Source organism: Providencia sp. Me31A, assembly GCF_050487165.1.
In the GTDB taxonomy this organism is placed as follows: Bacteria; Pseudomonadota; Gammaproteobacteria; order Enterobacterales; family Enterobacteriaceae; genus Providencia.
Genome location: NZ_JBKQGZ010000013.1, coordinates 24,038 through 42,047, shown reverse-complemented (window position 1 = coordinate 42,047; position 18,010 = coordinate 24,038). Strand labels below are relative to the sequence as shown.

Below are 18,010 nucleotides of genomic sequence, written 5' to 3'. Positions count from 1 at the left end.
CCACGGTGCAGTAAATTAGTTTTGACTATACTGGTAGTTTATTTACGAGTCAGTTTTTCAAGATCCGCTTCTATTTCTGCAATTTTATTCGAAACAACATATTCTAAATGACGTAAGTCATCAAGAATTTTGTTCTTCAAGTCAATATCGTTTTGGTCTGTTTGACAGATTTGATCAAGCTCTTCGATAGCGTAACGAAGATTGGTGTTGATCTCATTAATTTCTTTGAAATTATTACTACCATCAGCAATGGTTTTTCGTTGGCGTGGGTATTTAAATTTTACGCTTTTCGCGAAAAATTCACCTTTATCTTTACGAAAATAGATTTTTAAAATGTCATTGTTCGCTTCTTGGCGTAAGGTATAGCGGTCAATGTCCTGAGGGTTACTGATGCCTAAACTTTTCAAATTATCGTACATGTTAGCTCGCTTAACAGTAGAGTTGAACAGAGTGATAGTGTGAGCAGGCCGTAACAATATCGGTCTATTTCTCTTTATTGAGCTACTTATTGGGCTACTGGCTAAAGCACCATACTATGTCATTCGGCAAGTAGCATCATTATAATGAAAAATAAAATAATACAGTTTTATTGATGGTAAACGGCAAAAGCCACGGACATATTATGCGCGATTTCTTGAAATTGACAAACTTCTCTTTGCAATTAATGCGCAAAAATCAATTATAAAAAGAAATGAAGTTGGGGAATATTAAAAATGGCCTCCCGAGTTGCATACCAACGTATGCGCTTCGGGATAGCTTTGTTGTCCTGATTACTCGGTATTTATTATCAAAATCAAGTAACAGGCTTGAGGATAATTAACAAATGGTGTTCATTAATTATTCATCAATACTTCTTAATAATTCATTGATACCTACTTTACCACGGGTTTTCTCGTCAACTTTTTTCACAATGACTGCACAATAAAGACTGTAGCTGCCATCTTTTGACGGTAAGTTACCAGAAACCACCACTGAACCCGCTGGTACACGGCCATAGAATATTTCCCCCGTTTCACGGTCATATATTTTGGTACTTTGTCCCAAATAGACACCCATAGAAATCACGGAGCCTTCCTCGACAATCACCCCTTCAACGACTTCAGAACGAGCGCCGATAAAGCAGTTATCTTCAATGATTGTTGGGTTAGCTTGTAAGGGCTCTAAGACGCCACCAATGCCGACACCACCGGATAAATGCACATTTTTACCAATTTGCGCACAAGACCCTACAGTAGCCCAAGTATCTACCATAGTACCTTCATCAACATAGGCACCAATATTGACATATGATGGCATTAACACGCTGTTTTTCGCGATATATGCCCCTTTACGTACTGCGGCGGGTGGAACAACACGGAAGCCTTCTTTTTCAAAGCGCGCTTGGTCGTAGTCGGCAAATTTCATCGGTACTTTATCGAAGTAACGGCTTTCCGCACCATCAATCACTTGATTGTCTTGGATGCGAAATGACAATAAAACGGCTTTTTTTAACCACTGATGGGTAACCCATACGCCAGCAATCTTTTCAGAGACACGCAATTTACCGCTATCGAGTAAAGCGATAGTGTCTAAAACGGCTTGTTTTATAGGTGCAGAGACAGTGTTAGGTGTAATGCTAGCTCTGTCTTCAAATGCTTGTTCAATGATCGCTTGTAAATGCTGCATTGATTGTATTTTCCTCTTGAATGACATAAAAGTGAACGTTCATCATGAAAATGTGATGAGCGTTATATTTTATCCTTCGATTCTAGGGCTTCTGTCAACCTTTCTGATAACTCTTGTTGTATATTTTTACTTAATGCCTTGTGTTCTTTATCCGCTAACACAAAAAAATCCTCTACTTTTTCCCCAATTGTTGTGATCCGAGCACCATAGAGTGAAATTTCCATTTGGGCAAAAATATGGCCAATTCGTGCAAGTAAACCCGGCTGATCCAACGCAAATAGCTCCATGTAAGTACGACGCTCATTTGTTGAGTGCAGGAAATTGACTTTGGTTGGAACGGTAAAATGACGTAGTTTGGCTGGAATGGTTCGTGTTTTGGGGAGTGAAATTTCAGGTTGCTGTACCGCAAGTAATAGCATTTTGCGGATGTGCTCATATCTATCTTTTGATAGTGGGCTACCATTTGGCTCTAACACGACAAAAGTATCCATTGCCTTATTATCTTTATTGGTAAAAATCTGTGCGCTATGAATACTTAAATTACGTCGGTCTAATTCACTCGCTACAGCAGCAAATAAATGAGGTTTATCATGGCACCAAATAAAAATCTCTGTTCCACCATGCTTAGGTTGAGTGCTGATCAATATGAGGGGTTGACTGAGATCATGAGCTAACAAGTGTTTGGCATGCCAAGCAAGCTGGGATGGCGTGTGGCGTAAAAAATAATCTGCATGGCAGCGAGACCAGAGCGTTTGTAACTTTTCCTCATCGATTGATGATTGTTTTAGCAATGATAGGGCTTGGTTGCGATGGTGACGAATGCGTTCACGTAAATCAGGGGTACTTTGCATACCTTGATTTAACTGGTGTTCCGTAGATAAAAATAGTTCACGGATTAAACTTTGTTTCCAGCTATTCCATAATGTGCTGTTAGTCGCACAAATATCAGCAACAGTTAAACACATCAAATAGTTAAGGCGGGAAACCGTTTTGACCTCACCAGCAAACTGTTTAATAACATCAGGGTCTTGAATGTCACGCCTTTGGGCTGTTACTGACATCAATAAGTGATTTTTAACCAACCATGATGCTAACTCAGCCTCTTTAAGCGGCAGGTCATGTAATAGTGCGAAGTCATAGACAAATTCTGCGCCAAGATCGGAGTGATCCCCAGACCGGCCTTTGGCAATATCATGGAAAATAGCGGCTAAACGTAAAATTTCAGGCTGTAACAGTTTGGGATAAACATTGACGCACAGAGGGTGGTCTCGCCGGTTTTCTTCCAATGTGAAACTATCAATTTTTTGCAGCACTCGAATCGTATGTTCATCAACAGTATAGGCATGGAAGAGGTCGAATTGCATCTGACCTACAATATTGCTCCACAGCGGAGTATAGGCACTCATTACGCTATGAAGGTGCATGGGGACAAATGCGCCTTTGATTGCCCTCGGATGGCGTAATATTTTTAGGAATAACTTTCGCGCTTCGTGAAGTTCACATAAGGGGGCAGCAAGGTTTCGTCGTGCAAAACGTAACAGGCGTAGAGTCGTTGAATAGATCCCTGTGATATTTGGGTAGCGAGCCATTTGATAGAACATTTTTAAGATAGTGGCCGGCTGATCGATAAAGAGATTTTCATCAATCACATCAATTAGTGTGCCACGAAGCTGAAATTGTGAATCAATAGGTCGCGGTTTTTCATTGGGGTTAAGGGTTAAAATGGCTTCATCAAATAATTGGAGCAGCATTTGATTCAGTTCTCTTACGCGACGAGTAACACGATAGAAATCTTTCATCATCCGCTCGACAGGCTGGTTTTTTTCACCTTCATAGCCCAGCAAACGGGCAACACTAAATTGGCGATCAAATAATAGGCGATTGTCATGGCGTTTGACCACCAGATGTAGAGCAAAACGAATTTTCCATAAAAACATTAAACATTCTTTGAGCTCTTGGCGTTCTTCTCCAGTTAAAAAACCGAAACCGACCATTTCATCAACGGTGGTTGCACCAAAATGACGCCTACCTACCCAAAGTAAGGTATGAATATCCCGTAGTCCGCCAGGGCTGCTTTTAATATCCGGTTCTAAATTATAGCTCGTACTGTGATAGCGTTGATGACGCTCTTGTTGCTCCTCAATTTTGGCTGCAAAAAATACCGCAGAAGGCCAAAAGTCATCACTGAATATGGTTTTTTGTAATTGTAAAAATAGCGCAACATCACCACAAATTAGCCGAGACTCAATTAAATTAGTTGCCGTGGTAAGATCTGCGTTACCTGCCTCAATGCATTCAGCGAGTGAGCGAACACTATGACCAATATCAAATCGCAAATCCCACAATAATGTAATAAATTGACCGATTTTACTGGCGATTTGCTCTGGAAGCGGATCTTTACTTAACACTAAAATATCGATGTCAGAAAGAGGGTGTAATTCATGGCGTCCATAGCCGCCAACAGCGATCAAAGACATGTTAGGTTGTTTATCGAACTTAAAATACTGCCAAAGGCGTGTCAGTAAATTATCCAAATAATCGCTACGAATATGGATCAGGTCGACAACATTTTTACCTTGGTTAAATGCATTTTCCAACCATTGGTCGAAGTGTTCAACATGCAGCCTTAAAGTATTAAGCTCAAGGTCACTAGGTGTAAAATGATTTGGTGAGAGATAGGCGGTAGAATATGCTGTCATTTTTATATTCCGTATTAGTCGCGATAGGAAAACGGTTATCAGCTTACGGTTTTTTCGTAAAAATGAACAGAAGAAAGAACCCTCGCTAAGGAGGGTTCGATTAAGAAAATTAGGCGTTAACTAATACTGCGGAAATAAACGGTTCTTCTTCTTTTCGTAATGTGAGGATCTCACAACCCTCATCAGTGACGACTAAAGTGTGCTCGTATTGTGCTGACCAGCCACGATCTTTCGTTTTAACTGTCCAGCCATCTTTCATAGTACGAATACGATGGTCGCCTGTATTGACCATAGGTTCGATAGTAAATGTCATGCCTTTTTGCAGTACAACACCGCTATCATCTGCGTCATAGTGCAAAACTTGAGGTTCTTCATGGAAACCCTCACCAATACCGTGACCACAGTATTCACGCACGACTGAAAAATCTTGTTTTTCAACAAATTCCTGAATCGCTTTACCAATGGTGCGTAAACGAATACCCGGTTTCACCATACGAATGGCAAGATATAGGCTATCTAATGTTACTTGGCAAAGGCGCTCACCTTGAATGGTTGGCTTGCCGACGATAAACATTTTAGATGTATCACCGTGGAAGCCTTCTTTAATTACCGTAACATCGATATTAACAATATCGCCATCTTTTAAAATTTTATCGTCACTCGGGATTCCGTGGCAAATAACATCATTGACGGAGATACAAACGGATTTAGGAAAACCGTGGTAATTTAAGCATGCAGGAATAGCTTGCTGTACATCTACAATATGCTGATGGCATAAGCGGTCGAGTTCGCCAGTGCTGACACCGGGCACAACGTGTGGCGCAATCATTTCTAACACTTCAGCCGCTAAGCGTCCAGCAACACGCATTTTCTGAATATCTTCTTCAGTTTTGATAATAATAGCCATGAGTCTAGTCCATTCATGCCATTAGCTCTTAATGACATGTTAAATAAAGAGGGTTTGAAAATGGAGGTTGAATACCATTTTTTACATCGATAATACTTATGGTAACAGCCACTGCATTTTCTGCCAACTAGCTAACGATAGATTCGAAAGTGGAAGTTGCTTTTAGGATAGGTGATAAGGGGTGATGGGGTTGTTCACTTTGAGCCATTAATAGCACAAAATGCAAATGGTTATTGCCAAGGAGAATGGGTAGGGGAAATATGTAAGTAAGATAACCCATTCTATAGATAAGGGTTTAGATCTAAGCAAAAGGCACCTATAATTTCAAAGTGCATGTTCTATCTATATTCAATCGACGTAAAGTCATTTTTGTGAGCGAAAAAAACAACAAAAGTTGGCTTTAGAGTTGGTTTTATGGTATAAAGCGCGCCGGCAATCCATATAATTTCTTCTCACTGCGTTTTGTGTGCCATGATGGTGCTCAACTTCGATTTCTGAAAAGAAATTGGATATGCGAAAACTTAAACTCAATTGTGTAACAACACACACAAATCGACACATGCGCCGGGGTGCTCTTATGCGTTTAAACGCAGCTTTGGAGTCGGTAGTATGGGATTTGTGGAGGCATAACCCCAATTACTTAAATACAGAGGTATTAAATGGCAACTGTTTCCATGCGCGATATGTTACAAGCGGGCGTACACTTCGGTCACCAGACTCGTTACTGGAACCCAAAAATGAAACCTTTCATTTTCGGCGCTCGTAACAAAGTTCATATCATCAACCTGGAAAAAACTGTTCCAATGTTCAACGAAGCTTTAGCTGAGTTGACTAAGATTGCTTCTCGTAAAGGCAAAATTCTGTTTGTCGGTACTAAACGTGCTGCAAGCGAAGCCGTTCAAGAAGCTGCTAACAGCTGTGACCAATATTTCGTTAACCACCGTTGGTTAGGCGGAATGTTGACTAACTGGAAAACCGTTCGTCAGTCAATCAAACGTCTGAAAGATTTAGAAGTTCAATCACAAGACGGTACTTTCGACAAACTGACTAAGAAAGAAGCGCTGATGCGTTCTCGTGAATTAGGTAAGTTAGAAAACAGCTTAGGCGGTATCAAAGATATGGGCGGTTTACCTGACGCTCTGTTCGTTATCGATGCAGACCACGAACACATTGCTATCAAAGAAGCAAACAATCTGGGTATCCCAGTATTTGCTATCGTTGATACTAACTCTGATCCAGACGGTATCGACTTCGTTATCCCTGGTAACGATGATGCAATCCGTGCAATTAAACTGTATCTGGGCGCTGTAGCAAGCACCGTTCGTGAAGGCCGTTCACAAGACCTGGCTGTTCAAGCAGAAGAAAGCTTAGTAGAAGCTGAATAATAAGGTTTAATCCTTATTAATAGGTATTGCTATACAGGTACTGCTATATGTTAGAAGGGGCCTGATTTTGGCCCCTTTTATATATGAATCAGAACTATCCACGTGAGGACGACTCTCACGGGGAATATCGAGGAATAAATCACATGTCTGGAATTACCGCTGCATTGGTAAAAGAACTGCGCGAACGTACTGGCGCAGGTATGATGGAATGTAAAAAAGCACTTGTTGAAGCTAATGGCGACATCGAATTAGCGATTGATAACATGCGTAAATCAGGTCAAGCAAAAGCGGCTAAAAAAGCAGGCCGTGTTGCAGCTGAAGGTGTTATCCTGACTGAAGTTTTCAACGGTGGTAAAACAGGTGCTCTGATTGAGCTGAACTGTGAAACTGACTTTGTTGCTAAAGATGCGGGTTTCTTAGCATTTGGTAAAGAAGTTTTAGCTTCTGTTGTTGCTGACAAAAATACTGACATCGAAGCGCTGAAAGCAAAATTCGAAGACGCTCGTACAGCTTTAGTTGCTAAAATCGGTGAGAACATCAACATTCGCCGCGTAAGCATTCTGGAAGGCGCACAAGTAGGTAGCTACCTGCACGGTGCTCGTATTGGTGTTTTAGTTGCGGCAGAAGGTGCTGACGAAGAATTACTGAAACACATTGCTATGCACATCGCTGCAAGCAAACCTGAATATGTGACTCCAGATGACGTTCCTGCTGATGTTGTTGCTCATGAGCACCAAATTCAGTTAGACATCGCAATGCAATCAGGTAAACCACGCGAAATCGCTGAAAAAATGGTTACTGGTCGCATGAACAAATTCACTGGCGAAATCTCACTGACAGGCCAACCTTTCGTAATGGACCCAAGCAAATCTGTTGGTGACTTACTGAAAGAAAAAGGTGCTTCTGTTTCTAACTTCATTCGTTATGAAGTTGGTGAAGGTATCGAGAAAGTTGAAACTGACTTCGCAGCAGAAGTTGCTGCAATGAGCAAGTAATCAACTTAAGGGCCGCCAATTGGCGGCTCTGTTTTATACACGTCTATCTAAAGCTGTATGATATTGCTTTCTTCAGTTAATCAAATTGTGTATATATCTCAATTGGGTTATTTGGCACCAACATGCAACTCTAACTATTCAGTGTATGGCGTTATATTTAAAATTATAAAATTAGGTACGTAGAAACTGACTTTCTACGTGTGTTACCCCAATAAATAATCTGTTAGGACAGAACACCATGGCAACCAATGCAAAACCCGTTTATCAACGTATTCTGCTCAAGTTAAGTGGCGAAGCCTTACAAGGCGCAGAAGGTTTTGGTATCGATGCTAGCGTTTTAGATCGTATGGCTCAGGAAATTAAAGAACTCATAGAACTGGGTATACAAGTCGGTGTAGTTATTGGTGGTGGTAACCTGTTTCGTGGTGCTGGTTTGGCACAAGCTGGTATGAACCGTGTTGTCGGTGACCACATGGGCATGTTAGCAACAGTGATGAATGGACTCGCTATGCGTGATGCATTACATCGTGCTTATGTGAATGCTAGACTGATGTCTGCGATTCCACTTAACGGTGTCTGTGATAACTATAGCTGGGCAGAAGCCATTAGCTTGTTACGTCACGGCCGTGTTGTTATTTTTTCTGCGGGAACAGGAAATCCATTCTTTACAACGGACTCAGCTGCATGTCTGCGCGGCATTGAGATCGAAGCTGATGTTGTGTTAAAAGCCACCAAGGTTGACGGCGTTTATTCAGCCGATCCAGCAAAAGATCCAGAAGCAGTTTTGTATGAAAATTTGAGTTATCAAGAAGTTTTAGAACGTGAACTAAAAGTGATGGATTTAGCTGCATTCACATTAGCACGTGACCATAATTTACCGATTCGTGTTTTCAATATGAACAAGCCGGGCGCTTTACGTCGTGTTGTTATGGGTGAAAACGAAGGAACTCTGATTTCTCACAATTAATACTCAGAGACATCAGCTGAGTTTAAATGTATTATCTAGCATATGAATTCAGACTATTTAAGCGAGGTCGCACCGCGGCCTTTAATAACCAGTTCTTAAGGGTTGAAAACGTGATTAACGAAATCCAAAAAGATGCTCAAGAGCGTATGGAAAAAAGCCTTGAAGCATTCAAAAACCAAATTAGTAAAGTTCGTACAGGCCGCGCATCTCCAAGCCTGCTAGATGGTATCTCTGTTGAATATTACGGCACAGCAACACCTCTGCGTCAATTAGCAAACGTCACTGTTGAAGATTCACGCACATTAGCGATTTCTGTTTTTGACCGCAGCATGTCACCTGCGATTGAAAAAGCGATTATGGCATCTGACTTAGGTCTGAACCCATCATCAGCAGGGACCGTTATCCGTGTTCCTCTTCCTCCACTAACGGAAGAGCGTCGTAAAGACTTAATTAAAGTGGTTCGTGGTGAGGCCGAACAAGGCCGTATTGCTGTTCGTAACGTTCGCCGTGATGCTAACGATAAAGTAAAAGCTTTACTGAAAGATAAAGAAATCAGTGAAGATGATGAGCGTCGTTCACAGGATGATATCCAAAAATTGACGGATAACTTCATCAAGAAAGTTGATGAGTCATTAGCACAAAAAGAAGCGGAACTGATGGAGTTTTAATCCATCAATGATAATAGAAAGCCACCGAAGCAAACTAAAAAAGTGTGTTAGGGTGGCTTTATTATTTTTCATATCTATTAATAAATCCTTTCCAATCATTAAGCTGATATAATCTCAGTATTGAATTAATACAGAGTAGTCAATCACTATGAAACGTCTGACAATCCTAGGGTCTACAGGCTCAATTGGTACCAATACACTTTCTGTTGTTCGTCAAAATCCTGAAAAATTTCAAGTTACAGCATTAGTAGCGGGTAAAAATGTTGCTGAAATGGCAAAGCAATGCCTTGAGTTTAGTCCGAAATATGCGTCAATGGCAGATGAAATTTCAGCGAAAGCGTTGCGTATCATTTTGGCTGAAAACAACAATAAAACGGAAGTGTTATCAGGTAAACAAGCTGCCATTGACCTTGCGGGGCTTGACGATGTAGACCAAGTCATGTCTGCAATTACGGGTGTTGCAGGTTTACTTCCTACTTTATCGGCGATCCGTAAAGGCAAAAGAATATTATTAGCGAATAAAGAGTCTTTAATAACCAGTGGCCGTTTATTCTTTAATGAGATTCGTAAACATAATGCGACAGTTTTTCCTATTGATAGTGAACATAATGCTATCTTTCAAAGTCTGCCTGAAATTATCCAATTAAATTTAGGTTTCGCTGATTTATCTGCATCGGGTATTTCAAGTATTATATTAACAGGCTCTGGAGGCCCATTTAGAGAGACTCCGTTATCGCATTTCGACAATGTGACGCCAGATGAAGCTTGTAATCACCCTAATTGGTCGATGGGGCGGAAAATTTCAGTCGATTCAGCGACAATGATGAATAAAGGTCTAGAATATATTGAGGCTTGCTATTTCTTTAATGCTAGTGCTCAGCAGATGGAAGTGATTATTCATCCTCAATCAGTGATCCATTCAATGGTTCGGTATCGAGATGGTAGTGTGATCGCCCAATTAGGAACACCTGATATGCGCACACCAATTTCATATAGCATGGCATATCCTCAGCGTATTACATCAGGGGCTAAATCACTTGATTTTACAAGCCTTTCATCATTAACCTTTGTTGAACCTGATTATCAACGTTATCCTTGTTTAAAATTGGCTATCGATGCTTGTCATCAAGGGCAAGCTGCAACAACGGCACTCAACGGGGCGAATGAAATAACGGTTGCGGCTTTCCTTGAAGGAAAAATTCGTTTTACGGATATTGCAAAAATTAATCATAAAATACTTGAGAGCCAAGTTTTTTCTGAACCTGTTTCTATTGACGAGGTCTTAGAAATCGATGAATGTGCGCGTCGGGATGCGGCAAAAATAATCGCTCAAACAGTTTAAGCTTGGTATGTGATTTGTTTAGTTGCCGATAGCCATAATAACTCTTTAGTATGTGAACTGTTCAAGAAGAAAGATAATATAGTATTTCGCTGAGAATTAAGGATGTGTCTTATCAGCAAACGTAATCATAATGGTTATCATTGGGCTGTATTCTCAAGGCGGTACTCACAAGGATTAACATTTAATGAACTCTAGTGGTGAAAATCTCTCTGATTCGATGATGCCTAAGCATGTCGCTATCATTATGGATGGCAATGGGCGATGGGCGAAACAAAGAGGTAAACTTAGAATAACGGGCCATAAGGCGGGCGTTGAATCTGTTCGTAATTCAGTACGTTTTGCCGTAAAAAATAAAATTAGCTCACTCACATTGTATGCTTTTAGTAGTGAAAACTGGAGAAGGCCTGAAAAAGAGGTCAGCTCTTTAATGGAATTATTTGTTTTTGCACTCGATAATGAAGTTAAAAATCTGCATAAAAACAATGTAAAATTAAAAGTTATCGGTGATGTTAGTCGCTTTAGCGAGCGCCTCAGAAAAAGAATTGATAAGGCAGAGGCACTAACGAAGAACAATACGGGCTTGAATTTGAATATTGCAGCAAACTATGGTGGTCGTTGGGATATTACCAATAGCGTGAAGCAAGTATTTGCTAAGGTACAAAGTGGTGAGATCTCAATCGATGACATCAATGAAGAAATGATTAATAGCCAGATTTGTATGCATGACCAAGAAAATGTCGATTTAGTCATAAGAACAGGTGGGGAACATCGTATTAGCAACTTCCTATTGTGGCAAGTCGCCTATGCGGAATTTTATTTCACCAACGTTTTATGGCCAGATTTTGACCAAGTCGTGTTTCAGAATGCAGTTGATGCTTTTAGTAAGCGTGAGCGTCGTTATGGTGGAGCTGAATCAGATGATGAACTCGTCAAATAATAGGGGAAAGATGTGCTGAAATATCGTTTGCTTACTGCGATAGTGTTAATACCGATTGTTATTGCAGCGTTGTTTTTACTTTCTCCAGTAAACTTTGGTTTTGTCGTAATTGCTGTCTGTGCATTAGGTGCATGGGAATGGGCACAATTTGCAGGCTGGCACTCACAAGTTAAACGCATTGGGTTAGCCGTTGTTTTTGCTGCCATATTGCTTGTGATCCAGTTTTCTATTCCAAACATAACCTCATTTTCCAATCAGCCGCTAGTTCTTTATGGCTTGTGGGCGGGGCTAGTTTGGTGGGTCGTAGCGATTATTTTAGTTGTGACGTATCCTGCCACAGCATCTTGGGGAAAATCAGTGGTTATTCGCCTGCTATTTGGCGTGCTGACTATTATTCCATTCTATTTTGGCATGATGGTGCTTAGAACGATTGGTTATCATAGCGACACATTCTTTGGTGCGTGGTGGCTGTTATACGTTATGTTACTTGTCTGGGGGGCAGACTCCGGAGCTTATGCATTTGGGCGTACCATTGGCCGTAACAAGATGGCACCTAAGGTTTCTCCTGGTAAAACTTGGGAAGGCTTAGTGGGGGGGCTTATCACCGCAGGTATTATTTCTTGGGTGTTCAGTACATATGCGCCAATTCCTGTGATGCCTGATTATTTGCTAGTGACTTCGATTATTGTTGTTGTAGTATCTGTATTTGGTGACTTAACGGAAAGTATGTTTAAGCGTCAATCAGGTATAAAAGACAGTAGCCATTTGATCCCAGGGCATGGTGGTATTTTGGATCGAATTGACAGCTTAACAGCGGCAATCCCAGTTTTTGCTGGGCTAAATTTGTTAATTTTTAACGGCTTTGGTCTTTAGGAAGATAAATGGGATTTATTTGGAGTTTAGCGGCGTTTATTATTGCGATTGGTGTGCTGATTACAGTACATGAGTATGGTCATTATTGGGTCGCTCGCCGTTGTGGTGTTTATGTAGAACGTTTCTCGATTGGTTTCGGGAAAACGTTATGGCGTAAAGTCGATAAACATGGCACTGAGTTTGTATTAGCCATGATCCCGTTAGGGGGTTATGTCAAAATGCTTGATGAGCGTGTTGGAGAGGTTGCTCCTGAACGTCGTAATCAAGCGTTTAATAACAAAACCGTGGGGCAGCGTGCCGCTATTATTAGTGCAGGACCAATTGCGAACTTTTTGCTCGCTATTGTTGTCTATTGGATTGTCTTTATGATTGGTGTTCCTTCGGTGAAGCCAATTATTGAAGATGTGAAACCGGGTTCGATTGCAGCGGCTGCAAATTTTGAACCAAAAATGGAACTAAAATCTATTGATGGTATCGAAACTCCTGATTGGAATTCTGTTCGCTTAGCCATAGTGAGTAAAATCGGTGATCGTGAATTAACGGCGCAAGTGTTGCCAAACGGTTATAATGAGCCGATCAGTAAAACAGTTGATTTAACGACTTGGCAGTTTGATCCAGAAAAGCAGGACCCAATATTGTCCATAGGCATAATGCCTGTATCTGCAAAAATTGATCCTGTCATTCAAAAAGTGACCGAAGGGTTAGCAGGCTCTCGTGCTGGGTTACAGCCGGGCGACAGAATTGTTAGTGTTAACGGGGAAGTGCTGGGGGTTTGGGAACCTATCACGCGTATTATTCGTAATAACCCGGGAACGCCATTGAAGTTAGAAGTACAACGGTCGCAACAATTGGTTACTCTCACGTTGACTCCAGATAGCCAAGATGGACCACGTGGTGAAAAAATTGGGTTTGCGGGCGTTGAACTTTCAGTGTTACCGTTAGCAAATGAATATAAAATGGTACAGCAATATGGGCCATTTTCTGCGTTTTACCAAGCGAGTGATAAAACGTGGCAGTTAATGAAATTAACGGTCAACATGATGGGTAAATTGGTTGTTGGTGATGTCAAACTCAATAACTTAAGTGGTCCGATATCTATCGCAAAAGGTGCGGGGGTATCTGCCGAATCGGGCTTGGTATATTATTTGATGTTTATTGCGCTTATTAGCGTCAATTTAGGTATCATCAATCTGTTTCCATTGCCTGTTTTAGATGGGGGGCACTTGCTCTTCTTATTAATTGAAAAAATTAAAGGAAGTCCGGTGTCTGAGCGAGTACAAGACTTTAGTTTTCGGATAGGTGCAATGGCATTGATTCTGTTAATGGGACTTGCACTTTTTAATGATTTCTCTCGCTTCTAATTTTTGAAAGCTGGGGACCAGTAAGGAATACGCATAACAACGATGGCGATGAAAAAGTTGCTCATAGCGTCGCTGCTTTTCGGCAGTGCCACTGCATACGGTTCAGACGGATTCGTAGTTAAAGACATTCGTTTCGAAGGTCTACAACGCGTCGCCGTTGGTGCAGCATTATTGAACATGCCAGTTAGGGTTGGCGACTCGGTTGATAACGATGATATTAGTCGTTCGATTCGCTCCCTATTTTCAACCGGTAACTTCGAAGATGTTAGGGTCCTGCGTGATGGAAATACGCTGATCGTTCAAGTAAAAGAACGACCAACTATCGCAAGTATCACTTTTACGGGGAATAAATCTGTAAAAGATGACATGCTAAAGCAGAACTTAGAAGCTTCGAATATCCGTGTTGGTGAGGCTCTCGACCGCACTACAATTGCGAATATTGAAAAAGGGTTAGAAGACTTTTACTACAGCGTGGGTAAATATAATGCAACAGTAAAAGCCGTTGTTACGCCTTTGCCGCGTAATCGTGTTGATTTGAAATTTGTTTTCTCTGAGGGCGTTTCTGCTCAAATTCAACAGATTAATATTGTTGGTAATAAAAATTACACAACTGCGGAATTGGTTAACAAACTGCAGTTGCGTGATGATGTGCCATGGTGGAATCTTGCTGCTGACCAAAAATATCAAAAACAAAAACTGGCGGGTGACTTAGAAACACTGCGCAGTTTCTATCTTGATCGCGGTTATGCACGCTTTAATATCGACTCGACACAAGTAAGTCTGACGCCAGATAAAAAAGGCATTTATATTACGATTAATATCACTGAAGGCGACCAGTACAAAATTTCTGGCGTTGAGGTTAATGGTAATACCGCGGACCACTTAGCAGAAATCCAAGAGTTAATCACGATCACACCGGGAGAATTATACAACGGTGCGCAAGTGACACGCATGGAAAACAAAATTAAAGAAATGTTTGGTCGCTATGGTTACGCTTATCCACGTGTTATGACTCAGCCTGAAATTAACGATGCAGATAAAACGGTTAAATTGCACCTTAACATTGATGCAGGTAACCGATTCTATGTGCGTGAAATTCGTTTCCAAGGTAATGACACCAGTAAAGATACCGTTTTACGCCGTGAAATGCGTCAGATGGAAGGTGCTTGGCTCGGAAATGACCTTGTTGAGTTAGGTAAAGAACGTTTGAATCGTACCGGTTTCTTTGAAACTGTTGATGTTGAAACTCAACGTGTTCCAGGTACCCCTGACCAAGTTGATGTTATCTACAAGGTTAAAGAACGTAATACAGGTTCAATGAACTTCGGTATTGGCTTTGGTACTGAAAGTGGTGTGAGTTTCCAAGTCGGTGTTACACAAGATAACTGGCTAGGTACAGGTAACGCGGTTGGCATCAACGCAAGTAAAAATGATTATTCAACTAACGTTGAGTTTTCTTTCACAGACCCTTACTTTACCGTTAATGGTGTAAGCTTAGGCGGCCGTGTTTTCTATAACGATTTTAGTGCGAAAGACGCAGATCTGTCGGGCTATAATAATAAAACCTATGGCTTAGATAGTTTCTTAAGTTTCCCATTCAATGAAAATAACTCTTTCCGTGTGGGAGCGGGTTATGTTCATAACCGTCTTTCTGATATGCGTGCTCAAGCTGCAATGTGGGATTACCTTGATTCTATGGGTAAAAATCCACCAATTACAGAAAATGGGCGCAATAAAGAAAGCTTTGATGCGGATGACTTTACGCTTAACTTAGGTTGGACCTACAACTCCTTAAACCGTGGTTTCTTCCCAACATCGGGTAATAGAAGTAACGTATCTGCTAAAGTTACAATTCCAGGCTCTGATAACGAATACTATAAATTGCGTTTTGATACCGCACAGTATTATCCATTGAATGAAGATGAAACATGGGTGGTTCTTGGTCGAGCTCAAGCCGGTTATGGTGATGGTATTGGTAGTAAGCAAATGCCATTCTATGAAAACTTCTATGCAGGTGGTTCAAGCACTATCCGTGGTTTCCGTTCGAATAATATCGGTCCAAAAGCGGTTTATTTGAAGCGTGATAAAACGACGGGCGCTGCTGGACCTGAACCTGGAAGCCCATCAAGTGATGCCGTTGGTGGTAATGCAATGTATGCAGCATCATTTGAGATAATTACCCCTACGCCATTTATTGACGAGAAATATTCGAACTCTGTTCGTACTTCTTTGTTTGTAGATGCGGGTACGGTATGGGACACTAATTGGAATAGTATCCCTGCGGCTTGGCGTGCAGGTATGCCTGACTACGGTAAGGCATCTAATGTTCGAGCTTCTGCGGGGGTGGCTTTACAGTGGATGTCCCCGCTTGGACCACTGGTCTTCTCTTATGCGCAGCCGATCAAGGACTACGATGGGGATAAATCAGAGCAGTTCCAATTTAATATTGGTAGAACGTGGTAATCTATCCCTGTTTCTATCTGTGAAGGCTCCCATGGTTTCATGGGGGCAACCAAAATTTCCAACCATACAAATGGGTTAAGGAGTTTAGTGTGAAAAAATTGTTGTGTGCAGCGGGTGTTAGTATTGCTTTAGCAATGTCTGCGGGTGCTTATGCTGAAAAAATCGCTATCGTAAATGTTGGTGAAATTTTCCAAAATATGCCTGCACGTGAAGCCGTTGCTAAACAGCTTGAAAGTGAATTCAAAAGCCGTGCTACTGAGTTGCAAAATCTAGAAAAAGATTTACAAACTCGCGTTGAAAAGCTGCGCCGTGATGGTGCAACAATGAAGCAAAGTGAGCGTGAAAAGCTTGAATCAGAACTTATGACTAAACGTGACCAATTTGCTGAAAAAGCTCAGAAATTTGAAGAGGATAATCGTCGTCGTCAAGGTGAAGAGCGCGCTAAAATTTTAAGTCGTATCCAAGACTCTATTAAGTCTATTGCTGCGAAAGAAGGCTATGATATTGTTATCGATGCAAATGCAGTTGCATATGCAAAAGATAGCACAGATATCACAAGCAAGGTTCAAAAACAGGTTAAATAATAGATGTCTTCAATTCGATTGGCTGACCTTGCTCAGCAGTTGAATGCGCAATTACATGGTGATGGCGATATCGTCATCACCAGTATTGCTCCTATGCATTCAGCGAATAATCAACAGATTACTTTTCTATCTGATAGCCGCTATAGCGACAAACTGGTGGATTGCCAAGCAGCAGCGGTAGTTCTCACAGCAAAAGATCTCGAGGCCTGCAAAGTAGCTGCACTGGTTGTTGATAACCCGTACCTTGCTTATGCGCGAATGGCTCAAATCATGGATACAACACCAAGCCCAGCAGAAGATATCCATGTATCAGCGGTAATCGCTGATGATGCTAAACTTGGTAAAAATGTTGCAATTGGCGCAAATGCCGTTATCGAAAGTGGTGTAGAACTTGGTGATAATGTGGTGATTGGCGCAGGTTGCTTTGTGGGTAAAAACACACGTATTGGGGCAGGGACTCGTTTATGGGCAAATGTCAGCGTGTACCACAATGTTGAGATTGGCGAACAATGTCTAATTCAATCAGGTACTGTGATTGGTTCTGATGGTTTTGGTTATGCAAATGATCGTGGCAATTGGATTAAGATCCCTCAATTAGGTACTGTAATCATTGGTTCACGTGTTGAGATCGGTGCAAGTACGACTATTGATCGTGGTGCTTTAGATAACACTATAATTGGCGATGGTGTTATCATCGATAACCAGTGTCAAATTGCACATAATGTCATAATTGGTGATAATACCGCAGTTGCTGGTGGTGTCATCATGGCAGGTAGCTTAAAAATAGGTCGCTACTGTATGATTGGCGGTGCCAGTGTGATCAATGGTCATATGGAAATTTGCGATAAGGTAACAGTAACAGGAATGGGAATGGTCATGAGACCTATCACTGAGCCAGGGGTTTACTCTTCAGGTATTCCTTTACAACCTAATAAAGTTTGGCGTAAAACAGCTGCTCTAGTCTTAAATATCAATGAGATGAATAAGCGACTGAAACATGTTGAGCGTGAATTAGATAGCCAAAATCAAAAAAATCAGTAATCATTTGGTAATTCAGGCTAAAATAGTCATATGAATTACGTTTTCCGGCCTGCCTGTTAACCTTATTTAGGTTAAAGCAGGCCGATTCATTAATTAAACCGTATTAATAGACAGGAAGAGTAT

At 41.2% G+C, this 18,010-nt stretch carries 15 protein-coding genes; 11 read left to right on the top strand and 4 right to left on the bottom strand.

Annotated features, from left to right (window positions below; translation table 11 throughout):
- Positions 1 to 38 precede the first annotated feature (38 nt).
- The 4 genes from ACLPIE_RS12330 to map form a co-directional block, all read right to left on the bottom strand.
- Positions 39 to 419 (bottom strand): DUF3461 family protein, encoded by a 381-nt coding sequence (locus ACLPIE_RS12330; protein ID WP_430261986.1) that lies wholly within the window; start codon positions 417 to 419, stop codon positions 39 to 41.
- A 418-nt stretch (positions 420 to 837) separates the two neighbouring features.
- Positions 838 to 1,665 carry a 2,3,4,5-tetrahydropyridine-2,6-dicarboxylate N-succinyltransferase gene (gene dapD / locus ACLPIE_RS12325; RefSeq protein ID WP_430261984.1) on the bottom strand — a complete coding sequence of 276 codons (828 nt, stop codon included), beginning with the start codon at positions 1,663 to 1,665 and terminating at the stop codon, positions 838 to 840.
- A gap of 62 nt (positions 1,666 to 1,727) precedes the next feature.
- Positions 1,728 to 4,364, bottom strand: a complete 2,637-nt coding sequence (glnD, locus tag ACLPIE_RS12320; RefSeq protein WP_430261982.1) for a bifunctional uridylyltransferase/uridylyl-removing protein GlnD — start codon at positions 4,362 to 4,364, stop codon at positions 1,728 to 1,730.
- 109 nt (positions 4,365 to 4,473) lie between these two features.
- Positions 4,474 to 5,271, bottom strand: coding sequence for a type I methionyl aminopeptidase (gene map / locus ACLPIE_RS12315; protein WP_430261980.1), 798 nt, complete (start codon positions 5,269 to 5,271; stop codon positions 4,474 to 4,476).
- A 659-nt stretch (positions 5,272 to 5,930) separates the two neighbouring features.
- Here map and rpsB point away from each other — a divergent pair.
- From rpsB to lpxD, 11 genes are all read left to right on the top strand, one after another.
- Positions 5,931 to 6,656 carry a 30S ribosomal protein S2 gene (rpsB, locus tag ACLPIE_RS12310; RefSeq protein ID WP_430261978.1) on the top strand — a complete coding sequence of 242 codons (726 nt, stop codon included), beginning with the start codon at positions 5,931 to 5,933 and terminating at the stop codon, positions 6,654 to 6,656.
- Positions 6,657 to 6,799: 143 nt separating this feature from the next.
- Entirely contained in the window at positions 6,800 to 7,651 is an 852-nt protein-coding gene (tsf, locus tag ACLPIE_RS12305) for a translation elongation factor Ts (RefSeq protein WP_430261976.1), read from the top strand.
- 238 nt (positions 7,652 to 7,889) lie between these two features.
- A complete protein-coding gene (pyrH, locus tag ACLPIE_RS12300) occupies positions 7,890 to 8,618 on the top strand; it encodes a UMP kinase (RefSeq protein WP_430261974.1) in 729 nt (242 codons plus the stop codon).
- A gap of 110 nt (positions 8,619 to 8,728) precedes the next feature.
- Complete coding sequence (frr, locus tag ACLPIE_RS12295; protein ID WP_430261972.1) at positions 8,729 to 9,286, top strand: ribosome recycling factor; 558 nt, start codon at positions 8,729 to 8,731, stop codon at positions 9,284 to 9,286.
- 148 nt (positions 9,287 to 9,434) lie between these two features.
- Positions 9,435 to 10,628 (top strand): 1-deoxy-D-xylulose-5-phosphate reductoisomerase, encoded by a 1,194-nt coding sequence (gene ispC / locus ACLPIE_RS12290; RefSeq protein ID WP_430261970.1) that lies wholly within the window; start codon positions 9,435 to 9,437, stop codon positions 10,626 to 10,628.
- A gap of 184 nt (positions 10,629 to 10,812) precedes the next feature.
- Positions 10,813 to 11,565 (top strand): polyprenyl diphosphate synthase, encoded by a 753-nt coding sequence (gene uppS / locus ACLPIE_RS12285; protein ID WP_430261969.1) that lies wholly within the window; start codon positions 10,813 to 10,815, stop codon positions 11,563 to 11,565.
- Positions 11,566 to 11,577: 12 nt separating this feature from the next.
- Complete coding sequence (gene cdsA / locus ACLPIE_RS12280; protein WP_430261967.1) at positions 11,578 to 12,438, top strand: phosphatidate cytidylyltransferase; 861 nt, start codon at positions 11,578 to 11,580, stop codon at positions 12,436 to 12,438.
- An 8-nt stretch (positions 12,439 to 12,446) separates the two neighbouring features.
- Positions 12,447 to 13,799, top strand: a complete 1,353-nt coding sequence (rseP, locus tag ACLPIE_RS12275) for a sigma E protease regulator RseP (protein WP_430261965.1) — start codon at positions 12,447 to 12,449, stop codon at positions 13,797 to 13,799.
- A gap of 42 nt (positions 13,800 to 13,841) precedes the next feature.
- Positions 13,842 to 16,262 (top strand): outer membrane protein assembly factor BamA, encoded by a 2,421-nt coding sequence (bamA, locus tag ACLPIE_RS12270; RefSeq protein WP_430261963.1) that lies wholly within the window; start codon positions 13,842 to 13,844, stop codon positions 16,260 to 16,262.
- Between the two features lie 89 nt (positions 16,263 to 16,351).
- Entirely contained in the window at positions 16,352 to 16,846 is a 495-nt protein-coding gene (skp, locus tag ACLPIE_RS12265) for a molecular chaperone Skp (protein WP_430261961.1), read from the top strand.
- A gap of 3 nt (positions 16,847 to 16,849) precedes the next feature.
- Positions 16,850 to 17,887, top strand: a complete 1,038-nt coding sequence (gene lpxD, locus ACLPIE_RS12260; protein WP_430261959.1) for a UDP-3-O-(3-hydroxymyristoyl)glucosamine N-acyltransferase — start codon at positions 16,850 to 16,852, stop codon at positions 17,885 to 17,887.
- Positions 17,888 to 18,010: the final 123 nt, after the last annotated feature.